The following is a 14,480-nucleotide window of genomic DNA, read 5'->3' as shown; positions in this document are numbered from 1 at the left end:
GACAAATTCCAGATATGGGAACTGTAATAATTGAACCACTTGGCCAAGGTAAAGGTTATAATCTTATTTCTCGAGTTACTTTACGTGAATGGAATGAAATACTTGAACGAATTCAAAGATATTAATTTTCATAAATAAAAAGGATTGTTCCCTATGTTAAGGGACAACCCTAAAAGTTCTAATCGGAGATAATTTCTATTCCTTCTTCAGCTAAATCTGACCCAATTTCAAGATTGGATACGTCTGTAGGCAATGCATCAAATCGTATTTCAAATTTATAGCCACCACTCCACTTACTGCCATAACTACTACCAAGAAGTTCAATTTGAACCCCGTCAGCTACAAGCTCTATCTGATCGAACGAGATTCGTTCTACCGTCTCTTTATTTGTGGTACCTTTGATCACTGTACCCGTTGGTGATGCTGTAATCGTCTGAAAATGCAGATCTCCATTATTCAATTGCATTCTTTTATCAATTTTCTGTTTTAAACTAGCTCCCATCGCTTTATTTGGATCATAGTCAAATGTAAGTGTTTTAGGTGATTGTTGAAAATGAAGTGTTAACTTTTTTGCTAATCCATTTGGTGGTTCAAAAAAATACGTTCCCTTTATTGAGCTTTCATCATCACTTAAAGTCCCTGCTCCACTGCTCATAGTTGAATTGGTAAGAAAGCCGGATATTTTTATCGGAACGAAATCTACCTCTGGGTTATCTAAATTATTGGTTTTACTTGTTGCAGTGTAATAAATGATCAACTGATTATCATCTACCATCACACCGTTAACTGTAAAGGTTACCCCATTTTCTAACGTGATACTTTTATTGACGGTTTGACCCATACCCGCCTCATTTAAGTTTTGTAATGTATTTGAAATAACATCAACGTTATCGAATCCCATAATTTTTTTACCATAATAAGCTAATCCTTGATAATTATAACCTATTAAAATCGAGAATATTATAATGGCTGCAACTGATTTCCAAAGAAAGTTTTTTCGCTCAGGATACCTTATTTGTTGACTGTTTATGGAGGTACGTAAACGATCTTCTAATTGATTCGGAGCTTGCATTGATTTCAATTGCTTCTTTTCTTTTTGCATCTGCTTCTTTAAATTACTCATTTCGATCACCTCGATACAAAGTATGTAACTTTTTTAAACCATAAAATACTCTCGACTTGATCGTTCCTACAGAATTACCAGTAATGTCAGCGATCGTTTGGAAATCAAGGTCGTTAAAATACCTCAGTCTTATCGCTTCCGCCTGCTTTTCGTTAAGATATGAAAGTAACTTATTAATATCTATCTGAGTTTCAATTCGATCAAAGTCATTTTGCTCATCTTTCAAAGTATTTTCTATTTCCTGTTCTCCTAATAGAATTGTTTTATTTCTATTGCGGTAAGCAGTATGACAACAATTAATTAAAATTTTATTACTCCAGCTGTAAAATGATTTATTATTTTTTAATAAGTGAATATTTTCATAAAGCTTAACAATCATATCTTCCATGACATCTAAAGCGTCTTCTTCTTTTCTCATATAAGAAAAGGCCAATCGATAATAATCATCTTTCCTGCTTAATATCAAGTTTAGTAATGCTTCTTTATTGCCCTTCTTTGCTTTCTTTACCATTCTTACATCCATTACTGCTATCCCCCTCATCTACATATAAGAGTAATGAATCATACAATAAGTTCATTATATTTGAAAATAAATAAAGGCGAAACTTTTGAAACAAGTTTCACCTTCTTTTTATTCATTATTTATTCTTTGTCTTTTTATGATTGATAGCGAGTATGATTCCCACACTTACCAGTAATAAACTGATTATCGTTACTTGAAAATACTGGTGATATAAATGCCAAAAGTCGATATAAAAATAGGCTTCTAGATGATCGGCAAAAGCGGGCATAAGAACCGCATCAAGTAAATAGAACAAACCTAGTAAAACTAATCCAATACCAATCCACTTCTGATAATTGGATAAATACTTTATAATCGGGACATCTTCCAGTACTTCATACTCAAAACGGTTAGCTAATTGTAATGCATCAAAGAAGCTGAAAAACCATATCAAAGGAATCAAGAATAAGAAAAGCGATAGATTTAATACATCTAAAATATAAATGGAAAATAAAAAGGATGCCATTAACTGAATCCCTCTTTTTTGCAAGCCTAAATATAAATGACCTGCTCCAGGAAAAATCGATAAGATAGTTGCGATCATCTTACTTTTTCTCTCATTATCTTGTGCTCGGTTAAAATCATCCATTATCGTTCTATCCTCTAATTCTTTCCCTGCTTGCTTTTGATTTAATAGTTGGATAATATCAAACATGCTATAAATCCAAATGATTGGCAGTGCTAATAGAAAAATTAAAAACACAGCACTCGTCAGAAAGCTAATAAAGAAAACCATGATTATCACACCGAAAAAGGCAGCAAGTATTGTTAACCCTCGATAAGACAATCCCAAATAAAAATGTCCCATTCCAGGTATAACTGACAACATCATGGTTGTAACCCGCTCGTTAGATGCTTCCGTAACGGCACTTTTTTCACTACTACCATTCCCCTCACCGATGTTCACTTTTGATATAAAAAGTGTAATAGTAATATCCAGCATGTTAATACCCCAGATAAAAAAAGCCAAAATAGCTATCGGAAAGATATCATAATACATATCAACTCCGAATATCACCATGAAAGAAGCTAACGCAAAAGTTCCCGCAAAAGCAAGTGTGTAAAAAACTCCACGAATTTTATGCCCCCAATATATATGTCCAAATCCAGGAATGAATCCTAAGAAAAATGCTGCTAATCCTGATTTATTCATTATGATGAACCCCCTTTATTTCTTTTAATACACCAGTTGTTTTTGTCATTAAGTGGTTAGTTATAGATCCGCCTTTTTGTTGTTGGATGTCTGATACATTTAATGCCCCTTGGAATACACCAGTTAATGTCAGTAAGATAGTTAATCCAGCTGCAACTAAGTAATGGACGAATACATTGCTGTGTTTCTTTTTCGGGGGAGCAGGTGATTTTTGTTCAATTTGGTGAAGTGTAACATCTGTAAAATCATCGGAAAGCACACCGTTCATCTCGACTTCCTCTACCATGGAAAAATATATATCAGTGCATGCTTCACATTCTAATAAATGATTTTCTATTTCTCGCTCTTGGTTAGACTCAGCTTTAATATAGGTAAGTAGAGCTTCTTTCGTAATATGCTTCATGTTAAAAATCCTCCTCCTTCCAATTTTCCTTCATCCATTTTTTTGCTCGATATAACCTCATCTTGACATTCGTTTCTTCAATACCTAAATTTTGTGCAATTTGTTTATAAGATAATTCCTGAAAATAATAAGCTTTCACTACCGTTTGAAATTTTTCCGGCATCAAATTAATTTGTTGTTGAACCTTATTTATTTTATCTTTACTTATGATTTGCTCATCCGGATGTATTTCCAAACTTACAGGTTGAAACTCTTCAAATGTTTCTAACTCTTCCTTCTGCCTTGATTTTTTCCGCTTATAATCGATCGCTTTATGTAGCGCAATACGACTAATCCATGTTTTGAAGCCTTTATGTTGATAGGAAGAAAGAGCATCAATCATTTTGATAAAAGTTTCTTGTGCTAGATCTTCTGCGGTTTTTTCATCATGTACCACACTATAGGTAACTTTAAATACATGATGTTTGTACCGCTCTATCAACAAGCGGATTGCATGTTGATTACCCGCTTTTATTTTTTTGATCAGTTGTTCATCTTGAATGATGCTCCCCCCTTCCCTTTTAAATGTCTCCATTCTAATTGACGTATAAAAAAAGAAAATGACTACAAAAATATCAAAAATTTTTTTCACTTATATTTATCGGGAATCATGATATAATGAAAGAATAGAATACCAAAGAAGTCAGGAGTGAGGATTTGCCCAAGTTAAGAACGATTGTTTTCTTCCTGTTAATAGGAGGATTAATTTGGTTTTTTTATGAAGATGATTATAAGCAAGGTGGATTAACTGGCGTTTGGTATGAGATGAAGGATGATTTTAGTAACTTGAAAGATAATGGCCAGATAAGCAGTACGATTAATAACCTTCGTTTCGAATTAGAAAATTTTTTCGACTCCGTTACAGACGATCAGTCCGATCTTCCGCCTTCTCCTAATATAGAATCACCAGATCTAACAAAACCTTCTGAGCAATCTTTTTCGATCCATAATATCGAAATAAACGATTCGAAGTCAGAGGTTGAAAATATCCTTAACGACTCGAAAAGAAGCTCATTAAATGAGTATGGGGTCGATTGGTTCACTTACCATGATCATTATCAGAATTTCGTCATGGTTGCCTATAACGATGATAATGAAGTCGCTGGGTTATACACCAATCAAGATCTTATCAGTTCGAACATTGATATAACATTGGAAAACGATAAGAATGATGTAAGAGAGGCATTGGGAGAACCGCTTGATTCGATCAAGAAGGGATTTGTTAAATATCGCATCAACGATAACGATGAACAGGACACATATTTAATCGATGACAACTATGTCACCTTTTTTTATGATATTCATCAAGAGGATACAGTATCGGCTATACAAATCATTGCAGAACGTCTAGAAAACCAAAAAGATGACTATTTTGCATCTCCTGGTAATACATTGGCAGAAGGATTGGAATATCAACTCTATGACCTTACTAATGCTGCAAGAGTTAAATTTGAAGAACCGATTTTGGAATGGCATGATGCATCTAAGGTTACCGCTCAAAATCATAGTGAAGATATGGCAGAGAATAATTATTTTGGGCATACTAATTTAGATGGCCAATCCCCGTTTGATCGATTAGAAGATGATGATATCACATTCCGTATGGCTGGAGAAAATTTAGCAGCTGGGCAACCCAGCAGCATATATGCACACCAGGGACTTATGAATTCGAAGGGTCATCGGGAGAATATTTTAAATTCTGATTTTAGGTTAATGTCTGTAGGCGTTGCTTTTCAAGAGGATGGGCAGCCATTTTATACCGAAACCTATTTAACGCAATAATGCTTACCTTCTGAAGGTAAGCATTATTTTTAATTATTCTTCTTTATCACATTGCATGTGATGTTTACGATCCCATTTTGGTATGAAATTATTTTCTTGGAGTTTTTCATATTTTTTCTCCATATGATCGATTATTTTTTGTCCTTTTTCTTCCGGAAACACACCGTATTCTATATACTTCTCAATGATTTGCTTTTCTTTTTCCATTACTTCCTGTTTCAACGTTTTGATCTCGTCTATCTGCCCGTCAGAAAGCTTCACTTCCTCCGTTTCAGCCTGAACAGATGACAGGAATAATCCTCCAATAGTGATCGTCAATAAACATGCAATAAAAAACTTTCGCATTTTCACCACACTCCTTTTTCCCTTAGTATTGCAAACTTTTGCTTGCGTATACGAAAATTCGGAGCGAACTAAAATAATTTCTAGCTAAAATCTTTCATCCAGTTTATTAACAAATCTTCCTGATACAAGTCATTCGGATATTCAATCTTTCCTGTATCCTCCTGCTCATATAAATACATTAATAATTCATTGATAGCTCCCATGTACTCTTGGTACAGAAATTCATAACTGATCGTCTCTTCGGGCATGACATTATCAGCGCAAACTGTGGGATCACTATAATTCACATATGTTCTGCATGGTAAAGGTCGTATCTCGTATGCCAGACATTGATTCGTTTCTGTGTCTAACATGACACAAGGTAATAGAGATTTTTTATAGTTATACTTTTTGTTCTGATCTGCTACATCCAAGTTGGAAAATTGGTCGACCTTCCCCTTATACTCTCGATAGTAATTGGCAAAATGTTTCTCCAATCTTTCTTTTCGTTCTTTTGGCATTTGTCTGATAGAGTTCTCGATTAACTTTGCTTCCATTTTATTGATTACAATTGGAAAATAGCAACAAAACGCACAACCCATTCGACAAGTTGGCTCCAGTTCCACAGCCTTTTCCATTTGCTCAATTTCTGTTGATACGGCTTCAAGTAGAAGCTGAAAACTATGGACTAATTTTTGATCTGGGGAAAGATTGCTATCTATTAATTGATCAACGATTTGATAAAAAACATCTTCGTTAATTTGATATTTTTCATTTAATTCATTACATTTCTCTATAATTTCTTTATGTGTTAAATAATGATTCATGTCTGATCTCCTACTAGTTTTCATTTCTTTGACTAGTATAACAGATTTTTGAACGCCATATTATTCATTTATATCGGGCATCCCCATTTATGTGTCACATTACTGCTAATTTGCATCTTTTTTAGGCAATATTTTGCACGTCCAATTTTAAAAAAATCAACTAGCTTCAAATAAGAAAATTACCTAAGTTTCTAAATATTTATATCTAATTGTATTCAGAACAATTAGAATCTGCCTGGTAAGGAGCGACTATACTTTGTATCCAAACCGCGCCCGTTTGAGAAACAGTCTTTTCCGATATTAGTTAGTATTGGGGAAAGCCATTTGAAAAGCAACAAATATTATAATTACACCAACAATCTTATATAATTAAACCAAGACGGCATTTATTAGGTTAGAACAGCAACACAATGAATCCAAACGAAAATACGGCGTAGATGGACAAATAGGCTAAGATGACCGGTGAGCGAGCATTCAAAGTAAATAATACTATTATACTTGAAGAACGTTTAAATTCTTTATTAATGTGTACCTATCTTCTTTTCTCCAAATAGATAAATAATCCAATAATGTTAAGAGATGGATTTAATTATTTTTATCATCGCTTTGAAAGCTGCGCTATGACCAAAACCGCTGCTTTGATTGATAGTACCTGTGAAGTATACATCTCGCTCAGGATTATAAAAGGCAAAGGCACCAGACTGACCCCAAAAACCTAGTATTTCCTTAATCGGTTTCAACGGTGAGACGATTCGCGGCACCCATAGTTTTTCTAATCCAATGCCATAATAGAATTGTCCAGGGAAATAGATTAAATTCCATTGTTTGAGTTCTTCCAGTTCCTCTTTTGGAAAAAAACGACCATTGAAAAAAGCTTTTAAAAATATCATCGTTTCTTTGGCGGTCGATACGATACCTCCTTCTGGGGCAACGGAAGACATATACACCGGGAGGTGCACAGCATTGGATTTATAGTATAAAGACACAGGTTTGGTATCATTTACATCTTCATATACATACGTTTTTGATAGATTCAGCTCATCAAATATCAACGTTTGAAACACTTCTGAAATGTTCAATCCAGTAATGTTTTCAATAATTCTTCCAAGAAGTTGATAGTTTGTATCTGAATAATTGACTTTTCCCCTTTCTCCCGGCTTAAATTTTGGTTTTAGCTTTTTTACTAAAACCAATGTTTTTTCTAGTGACCAATCCTGATCTTTGCCATTGAAGAGCTCTGAAGCAACCGTTTTACCATTGGACTGTTTATAGGCGAAATAATCCGGTATACCCGATGTATTGGAGATCAAATGTTTAATGGTAATGTCGTTGGAATAATCAACCCCATCCAAAACGTGAATGGAACGGACGATATCTTCAGATAAATAGTTTGCTATGTGATCTTCCAATTGCAATTGATTTTCCGATCTTAATTTCAAAACTACGGCTGTTACGTATAATTTAGTAACACTTGCAATAAAATATTGATCATCTTCTTCAACGTTACCCGCTGCACCGACCCAAGAAAAATCATTGTCCACTTGTTCGACACACAGCACAGCTCCGAAATTGTTTCTTTTTTTAATCATTTGCTTGACTGTATGATGGAGAAACGATTCATCCACTTTTTTGAGCATTAGTAAAACCTCCTGTTTGACGTAATGGATTCGACGACCATTACGGCTCTGCTTTCTCGTTTTTAATCCTTTTTATTACGTTGACGAGTAGCAGTTACAACATCTTCGGCAACACTGTCTAAAATCTCTTTCATTTTTTCTATATCAAATTTCTCTTGGAGCAAACCATTAGCAACCATTACAGATAGACCCATTTGAAAGGCTCTCATTTTAAATAAAATTATCTTGAGTTCCTGGTCTGTGAAACCTTTAAGTTTCGGATCTTTTTTCATATGGGCTGCAAGCTCATCACCCATTTCTTGATCATAATCCAACAAATAATCATTTGGTTTCATCACAAAATCTCTGAACAGAATAGGGTACTCCCTGGCAAACTGAAGACTGGCATAGCCTATATCGGCGAATGGGTTTCCGGTATTTTGTTCTTTTAACATACGCTGACTTACATCAACGACCTTTTTTACCACAGCCCGTTTCAGTTCTTCAACATCATTAAAATTAACGTAAATAGGTGCAATCGAACTTCCCAATTGGTTGGCCACTTTTCTTATGGTCATACTATCAATCCCATCTATATTGGCAATGTTAAAAGCAGCATCAACGATTTGCTCCTTGGAAAACTTATTTTTAGGTGGCATGACAGTCTCTCCTTTTATGATTACAATTTTTCTAAGTATGCATATAACTCAATATATATCAATTGTTATATATCATTAATTATACAAAGTGATTAGAATTTGTAAAGCCTTTTTTAATCAGTGAATAAAAAGTAAATTTTCTTGAAGGGTAAATTGAGAGAGCTCTACGATCAATAAAGAAAAAAAGAATAAACCATGTTTATTAAACAGGTTTATTCCTCAATCATGTATCTTTTCACCGCACATACTCAACTGGAAATACGACAAATTGATTACTGCAAACATACGAAATTATCAACCAAACTAGTAGGAAGAGAAAAAATAATAGATCTTTATTTGTATAACCTAAATGATAATAGAAGGTTCTCTTATTATTTTTCGAGAATTGTTTCGCCTCCATCGCTACGGCAATTCGATGTGCTCGCCGAATACTTTGGGCTAATAAAGGAATAGCATATAATTTTATCTTTTCGTACATCCCCTTAATTCCTTTAGAATATTGGACACCTCTCACTTTGAATGCTTGACGTAATGTTTGGAATTCTTCCACAATGATTGGTAACATTCGAATTGCCGCCATAAAACTATAAGCATACTTTGGTTTTAACTTTAATTGCTGCATCGTAGAGTAAAATAAATATACAGGTCTGGTCGTTAAGGCAAATAGTAAACTCAAAAGACCGAAAACTATACTTCTTAATCCTAAGTGAATGCCACGGTAAAAGCTCTCCTCTGTGATATGTATGAGGCCAAATTTAAACCATGTATGCTCCCCCTCCCCAAAAAAGATCATTGTTGTGGATGAAGAAAGGAAAATGATCGTTAATGGAATAGCTAATAACCCGATAACTTTCCAACTATGACCGGTACCAAAAAGATATAGCGCACTAGCACCAATAATCATATATAACAAAAAGTTAGGATTATGGATAAACAACATACCGATAAACAGAGCGGTTAGGGCTAATAATTTAAAACTAGGGTTTATACGATGTAACCATGTTGGTTGGTAACTAATACTAATAGACATACATATCATCCTTCAAGATATTTTCTTCCAGTCTGGAAAGGTCTAAGATTTCCATGAGTTCCCCATCTTTTATTCGCCATTCCTTCGTTGCATATAGTTCAACTATTTCAGGCTGGTGCGTAACCATAACGATGGTGATACCATTTTTCCGGCATTCTTCAAATAGTTCGAGCATTTGAAAAGTGTTTTTTGCATCCTGGCCAAAGGTCGGTTCATCTAATAATAGAATATCTACATCTGCAATTGTAGCGGTTGCTACACTTAATCGTTTCTTTTGACCTACCGATAATTGATACGGATGGTGATCTTTTACATGATATAAGTTATATGTTTTTAGATGTGCTTCTATCCTATCTTTAAACCGTTTAGGTGGAACATCACTATTTTTTAATGAATGTTCTAGTTCGGCATGAACACTATTAGTGATAAATTGTAGTTCAGGGTTTTGGAATACATAACCCATTTTCCGATAATCACATGTATTAATATCATCTGATAAAAAATAGCTAATTTCACCTGATGTTTTTATGAGTTTCATCATAGCAAGCATCAACGTACTTTTACCTGAACCATTCTCACCAGTTATCGCCAGCCAATCTCCTCGATGAATCACTGCATCATCTACATGCATTTTTTTTTGTTTTTGATAATAACCGTAAAAGGAATCCATGGTTATTATCGGTTGATGACTGTTATCATAATGGGAATAATCAGGAAGTTGACGTGCATAGTCATTCCAAATGTTTGGATACCATATTCCATATTGATACAGCTTGCTTCGGAATCGGCTGAAGATATCGTTTGGTTTTCCGTCAGCCACTATAGCACCCGTTTCATCCAAAATAATCACTCGATCAACTAAGGGTAAAACATGATCAATTTTATGTTCTACAATCACCACTGTCTTATCCTCTGAAACTTTTTTCAAAGTGTCCCAAACTTGTTTAGTGCCATTCTGATCCAGCATAGCAGTTGGTTCATCTAAGAATAGTACTTCAGGTTCCAAGGCTAACACCGATGCAATTGCTAGGCGCTGTTTCATTCCACCAGATAAATGTTGAATGGAAATGTGTTGATCATCCAATTGTAATCCAACCTTATCCAAGTAATGGACGATTAAATCAGTCATGTCTTGCTGTGGAGTTTTTTTGTTTTCTAAAACAAAAGCAATCTCTTCGTCTAGATAGGGCATACAAAACTGTGCATCAGGATCTTGAAACACCATTCCGTACGAATCTGATACATTAAGTTTTTCTGCTTTAATAGGCATCTCTATTACATCTGGAATTAATCCTGCCATAATTTGAAGCAATGTTGATTTGCCTGAACCTGATGGACCTACAAGCAGCACTTTCTCGCCTTTATTTATGGATAACGACAAATCTTTGAATAATAATGATGTTGAGATAGGGAACTTAGCTCGTAAATTTTTCACTTCTAACATTTTAATTTACCTCATCTTCAAGCATTTGATAATCATCTTGAGAAATTGGACGAAATGCTTTGGTTACGCCAGTTTTGTCCAATGCTTCCACTAAATAATAAGCAAAGACACCAGTAATTAATATCGCTCCAATTAATCTGTTCACTATTAATAACGTGAGGTTCCAAGCGGCTAATGAATCAATATATCCGTAAAAGACATCTAATAAAAGCGAGCCGATTGTTGCTCCTACTGCAGCCAAACATGTTACATACAATCGGTAACTTTTATATCGATACATAGCAAAAACTAATTCACAACCTACCCCCTGGACAAGACCATATAACAGCAAGGATATGCCCCATTGCCCACCAAACAAAAATTCTCCCTGAGCAGCCGCAAGTTCTGCTAATAAAGCAATACCCGGCTTGCGAATAATAAGAAAAGCTACCGTCGCAGCCATAAACCACATACCATAAATTAACTGGTCTACATGTAAACCAAACACTCCTACTAAACTGTATAATGGACCCCAAAGCTTATAGATCACACTAAAAATAAAGGCAATAACAATAGTAATTAAAATATCGGTTAATGTTAAAGATTTTTTCATGTACAAACATCTCCTTTTAGATTATGGATAAGTACTAGGATTACAAGTTCTACGCTCCCATCTGAATTGCGCCACAAACCTCCTTAAAACACAAAAAGCCACTATCCATACATACGTAGAGATAGTGGCTATACTTATCCATATAAAAGTATTGCTATATTAGATACTAGCCACTTCCCTACGCTGGTATTATCCAGATCAGGTTCTAAGGGTCTTAAAGTATTACTTTAATCTCAGTCTTTAGAAGACACCCCTAGTGGAATGTGTTTATAATATTTAATTCGACTTCATCATATCAAATATTTCCATATTGTCAAGAAAATTTTTTTGAAAATCAGATTGCACGAATCGATAATTTTTGATATAGTTGGTTACAACGTAAAACAATTAAATATTTTACTTCAATTTTTATTGAAGTGAGAATAGAGGTGCAAAAACCATTAGTACATTGTTGTAGGCTGATGTAGCCAGTGAAGATGATGGAAAGGGGAATTTGCCGAAGTAATCTAAGTATTCATCAACTTATATTACTGGTCCTTCATTGAATAAATGCTGGGCTGTCATATAGTGACGAACTATATGGAGGGCTATCTCACGCATCGAATCCAATGTGAATCCAAGATGCAACAATGAGGCCCTCATTGTTGCATCTTTTTTTAAATTCGCATTGGTGATGAGATACCCTCTATTCAATGGAATAGTCAAATTGTTTTAAATCTTTGAATAGAGGTGGACATATCATGAACTTTGGACGTGTATTAACAGCGATGGTAACTCCTTTTGATCAAAATGGAGAAATTGATTATGGCAAAACAGAACGATTAATAAACTACTTACTGCAAAATGGAACAGATGCATTAGTTGTAACTGGTACAACTGGTGAATCTCCAACTTTATCAAAAGAAGAAAAAATATCCCTTATTAAATTTACTGTTAAAACCGTTAATGGTCGAGTACCAGTTATTGCGGGAACCGGGTCAAACAACACGCGTGAATCTATCGAGTTGACGAAAAAAGCGGAGACAATTGGTGTAGATGGGATCATGCTTGTGGCACCATATTACAATAAACCTTCACAGGAAGGCTTATATCAACACTTTAGAGTCATTGCAGAAGCTACTACTCTACCTGTGATGTTATATAATATTCCAGGTAGAACGAGTGTTAATGTTAATCCTGAAACCATTATTGATCTTTCTAAAATTGATAATATCGTCTCAGTAAAAGAAGCTAGTGGTAATCTAGATGTAATGACTAAAATTATCCGGAAAACAGACCAGGACTTTTCTCTATATAGCGGTGATGATAACTTAACACTGCCAGCTGTTGCTATTGGAGCAAATGGAATTGTATCTGTCTCTTCACATGTAGTTGGAAACGAAATGAACGAAATGATTGCTGCTTGTCAAAATGGTGATATATTGCGAGCTCAGGAATTACACCAATTCTTGCTACCGATTATGCAATCTTTATTTATGGCACCAAGTCCAACACCGGTAAAAGCAGCTTTAGCTATGAACGGTATAGACGTTGGAGGAGTTCGTTTACCACTAGTACCATTAAATAACGAAGAGATGCAATTATTAAGGCATCAGTTACATTTTCTACAGGAAAATTATTATGCAGGCTAATTTAAAACGCATTTCACTTTTATCAGTGAAATGCGTTTTTTCAGTATCTGTACAAATTCGCCTATGATTTTGCTAATTCATCGATGACATGTGCTAGAAGAAGTGTTCGGGGGATGAATGAATCTAATTCGAGATATTCGCTTTCTCGATGTGCTCTGCCTCCTACCGGTCCTAGCCCATCTACTGTTGGTATGCCTAGTACAGAGGTAAATGAAGCATCAGATCCGCCACCAGTTTCTGTATCTTTAATAAAAATATCTAGGTCGTCCCCAACTCGTTTAATAATACGTAACAATTTTTCTGTTTGCTCGGTTTTTTCCATTGGAGGGCGATTGATATCTCCTTTCATGTTGACTTTGGTCCCGTCTACTTCGGTACTAGCCATAATTGTAGCGATTTGTTCCTTAATTTCTTCTGCTTGCTCTTGTGTTCGGAAGCGTACATCCACTTGAGCTGTTGCATGATCAGAAACTGTATTCACTGAAGTTCCACCTTCAATTAAGCCTACATTGACATGAATGCCCTCTTCCTCATCGGTAATATCATACAACTGTATAATTTTATACGCTAATTCTTCTATAGCACTTCTTCCTTTTTCAGGTTCGATACCTGAATGAGCTGCTTTCCCGATCACTTCCAATGTGTAAAGCCCTTTACCTCTTCTTGCTGAGACAATCGCACCGTTTTTGCGGGCTGGTTCCATTACTAATGCAAATTTTTTATTTCGAGCATGTTTTTCGATTAGCTCTCTAGAGGTTTGGGAACCTATTTCTTCATCACTCGTTAGTAATATTTCCACCTGTCCAACAGACTCTTTCTCATTTTCTAGTAATGCATTAATCGCATAATATACAGAAACAAGACTTGCTTTCATGTCGATGACACCTGGACCATATGCTCGATTCCCTTTTATACTAAAAGGTCTTTCTCTAGCTGTTCCCTTTTCAAACACAGTATCCATGTGTGTAAGAATTAAAATAGTTGGTTTAGATGGATCCACATTCTTTTTTCGAACAATCAAGTGATTGCCTGATTCCGCTTGTTTCACTTCCTCCACTTCAAAATCAATGTCTTGATAATATTGTTTCATGACGGCTCCAATTTTATCGACACCTTCTTTGTCGTATGAGCCACTATCAATATTGACTAACTGTTCTAACATTTTCAGCATTTGCTCCTGTTGTTCTTCTAAATAGCTTTTCATTTATTTCCCTTACTTTCTATTGATAGACTAAGAAAATCATACTATAATTTTGTCGATTTTGCTATACTATTCATACCTATTATTTTTGAGA

15 protein-coding genes and 2 riboswitches are annotated in these 14,480 nt (G+C 35.0%); of the genes, 2 read left to right on the top strand and 13 right to left on the bottom strand.

The genetic code is table 11. From position 1 onward, the window contains the following. Positions 1–178 precede the first annotated feature (178 nt). From GI584_RS11985 to GI584_RS11965, 5 genes are all read right to left on the bottom strand, one after another. Positions 179–1,123 carry a DUF4179 domain-containing protein gene (locus GI584_RS11985; protein WP_100360448.1) on the bottom strand — a complete coding sequence of 315 codons (945 nt, stop codon included), beginning with the start codon at positions 1,121–1,123 and terminating at the stop codon, positions 179–181. Then, complete coding sequence (locus GI584_RS11980; protein WP_100360449.1) at positions 1,116–1,646, bottom strand: sigma-70 family RNA polymerase sigma factor; 531 nt, start codon at positions 1,644–1,646, stop codon at positions 1,116–1,118. Before GI584_RS11980 ends, GI584_RS11985 begins: the two co-directional genes overlap by 8 nt. A gap of 115 nt (positions 1,647–1,761) precedes the next feature. Next, positions 1,762–2,838 (bottom strand): hypothetical protein, encoded by a 1,077-nt coding sequence (locus GI584_RS11975; protein ID WP_100360450.1) that lies wholly within the window; start codon positions 2,836–2,838, stop codon positions 1,762–1,764. Beyond that, positions 2,831–3,241: a hypothetical protein gene (locus GI584_RS11970; RefSeq protein WP_153791378.1), complete on the bottom strand. Its 411-nt coding sequence runs from the start codon at positions 3,239–3,241 to the stop codon at positions 2,831–2,833. The genes GI584_RS11975 and GI584_RS11970 overlap by 8 nt, the downstream gene beginning before the upstream one ends. 1 nt (position 3,242) lies before the next feature. Beyond that, a complete protein-coding gene (locus tag GI584_RS11965) occupies positions 3,243–3,872 on the bottom strand; it encodes an RNA polymerase sigma factor (RefSeq protein WP_194841979.1) in 630 nt (209 codons plus the stop codon). Between the two features lie 65 nt (positions 3,873–3,937). Here GI584_RS11965 and GI584_RS11960 point away from each other — a divergent pair, with 65 nt between their 5' ends. Further along, positions 3,938–5,062, top strand: a complete 1,125-nt coding sequence (locus GI584_RS11960; RefSeq protein ID WP_153791376.1) for a CAP domain-containing protein — start codon at positions 3,938–3,940, stop codon at positions 5,060–5,062. A 33-nt stretch (positions 5,063–5,095) separates the two neighbouring features. Here the strand turns inward: GI584_RS11960 and GI584_RS11955 are convergent, their stop codons facing one another. The 7 genes from GI584_RS11955 to GI584_RS11925 form a co-directional block, all read right to left on the bottom strand. After that, positions 5,096–5,407: a DUF2680 domain-containing protein gene (locus tag GI584_RS11955; RefSeq protein WP_153791375.1), complete on the bottom strand. Its 312-nt coding sequence runs from the start codon at positions 5,405–5,407 to the stop codon at positions 5,096–5,098. 80 nt (positions 5,408–5,487) lie between these two features. Continuing rightward, on the bottom strand, positions 5,488–6,213 hold the full coding sequence (locus tag GI584_RS11950; RefSeq protein WP_153791374.1) for a YkgJ family cysteine cluster protein: 726 nt from the start codon (positions 6,211–6,213) through the stop codon (positions 5,488–5,490). 572 nt (positions 6,214–6,785) lie between these two features. Then, a complete protein-coding gene (locus GI584_RS11945; protein WP_153791373.1) occupies positions 6,786–7,850 on the bottom strand; it encodes a serine hydrolase domain-containing protein in 1,065 nt (354 codons plus the stop codon). Between the two features lie 62 nt (positions 7,851–7,912). Continuing rightward, positions 7,913–8,488 carry a TetR/AcrR family transcriptional regulator gene (locus GI584_RS11940; protein WP_153791372.1) on the bottom strand — a complete coding sequence of 192 codons (576 nt, stop codon included), beginning with the start codon at positions 8,486–8,488 and terminating at the stop codon, positions 7,913–7,915. Positions 8,489–8,723: 235 nt separating this feature from the next. Next, a complete protein-coding gene (locus GI584_RS11935) occupies positions 8,724–9,518 on the bottom strand; it encodes an energy-coupling factor transporter transmembrane component T family protein (RefSeq protein ID WP_153791371.1) in 795 nt (264 codons plus the stop codon). Beyond that, entirely contained in the window at positions 9,508–10,962 is a 1,455-nt protein-coding gene (locus GI584_RS11930; protein ID WP_153791370.1) for an ABC transporter ATP-binding protein, read from the bottom strand. The genes GI584_RS11935 and GI584_RS11930 overlap by 11 nt, the downstream gene beginning before the upstream one ends. A gap of 1 nt (position 10,963) precedes the next feature. After that, positions 10,964–11,554, bottom strand: coding sequence for an ECF transporter S component (locus tag GI584_RS11925; protein ID WP_194841978.1), 591 nt, complete (start codon positions 11,552–11,554; stop codon positions 10,964–10,966). A gap of 158 nt (positions 11,555–11,712) precedes the next feature. Continuing rightward, positions 11,713–11,819, bottom strand: a riboswitch (TPP riboswitch). Positions 11,820–11,969: 150 nt separating this feature from the next. Beyond that, positions 11,970–12,152, top strand: a riboswitch (Lysine riboswitch). 142 nt (positions 12,153–12,294) lie between these two features. Here GI584_RS11925 and dapA point away from each other — a divergent pair. After that, the gene (dapA, locus tag GI584_RS11920) at positions 12,295–13,185 is read left to right on the top strand and encodes a 4-hydroxy-tetrahydrodipicolinate synthase (RefSeq protein WP_194841977.1); all 891 of its coding nucleotides are present in this window, start codon (positions 12,295–12,297) and stop codon (positions 13,183–13,185) included. A gap of 61 nt (positions 13,186–13,246) precedes the next feature. Here the strand turns inward: dapA and GI584_RS11915 are convergent, their stop codons facing one another. Then, entirely contained in the window at positions 13,247–14,389 is a 1,143-nt protein-coding gene (locus GI584_RS11915) for a M20 family metallopeptidase (RefSeq protein WP_153791368.1), read from the bottom strand. Between the last annotated feature and the right edge of the window lie 91 nt (positions 14,390–14,480).

It is taken from the genome of Gracilibacillus salitolerans (assembly GCF_009650095.1).
Classification (GTDB): Bacteria; Bacillota; Bacilli; order Bacillales; family Amphibacillaceae; genus Gracilibacillus; species Gracilibacillus salitolerans.
This window is presented reverse-complemented; position numbering and strand designations above follow the sequence as displayed.

What these genes read in the sequence shown, in the direction of transcription:
- GI584_RS11985 (WP_100360448.1), bottom strand. Translation starts at nt 1,123, where the DNA reads ATGAGTAATTTAAAGAAGCAGATGCAAAAAGAAAAGAAGCAATTGAAA.
- GI584_RS11980 (WP_100360449.1), bottom strand. Translation starts at nt 1,646, where the DNA reads ATGGATGTAAGAATGGTAAAGAAAGCAAAGAAGGGCAATAAAGAAGCA.
- GI584_RS11975 (WP_100360450.1), bottom strand. Translation starts at nt 2,838, where the DNA reads ATGAATAAATCAGGATTAGCAGCATTTTTCTTAGGATTCATTCCTGGA.
- GI584_RS11970 (WP_153791378.1), bottom strand. Translation starts at nt 3,241, where the DNA reads ATGAAGCATATTACGAAAGAAGCTCTACTTACCTATATTAAAGCTGAG.
- GI584_RS11955 (WP_153791375.1), bottom strand. Translation starts at nt 5,407, where the DNA reads ATGCGAAAGTTTTTTATTGCATGTTTATTGACGATCACTATTGGAGGA.
- GI584_RS11950 (WP_153791374.1), bottom strand. Translation starts at nt 6,213, where the DNA reads ATGAATCATTATTTAACACATAAAGAAATTATAGAGAAATGTAATGAA.
- GI584_RS11945 (WP_153791373.1), bottom strand. Translation starts at nt 7,850, where the DNA reads ATGCTCAAAAAAGTGGATGAATCGTTTCTCCATCATACAGTCAAGCAA.
- GI584_RS11940 (WP_153791372.1), bottom strand. Translation starts at nt 8,488, where the DNA reads ATGCCACCTAAAAATAAGTTTTCCAAGGAGCAAATCGTTGATGCTGCT.
- GI584_RS11935 (WP_153791371.1), bottom strand. Translation starts at nt 9,518, where the DNA reads ATGTCTATTAGTATTAGTTACCAACCAACATGGTTACATCGTATAAAC.
- GI584_RS11930 (WP_153791370.1), bottom strand. Translation starts at nt 10,962, where the DNA reads ATGTTAGAAGTGAAAAATTTACGAGCTAAGTTCCCTATCTCAACATCA.
- GI584_RS11925 (WP_194841978.1), bottom strand. Translation starts at nt 11,554, where the DNA reads ATGAAAAAATCTTTAACATTAACCGATATTTTAATTACTATTGTTATT.
- dapA (WP_194841977.1), top strand. Translation starts at nt 12,295, where the DNA reads ATGAACTTTGGACGTGTATTAACAGCGATGGTAACTCCTTTTGATCAA.
- GI584_RS11915 (WP_153791368.1), bottom strand. Translation starts at nt 14,389, where the DNA reads ATGAAAAGCTATTTAGAAGAACAACAGGAGCAAATGCTGAAAATGTTA.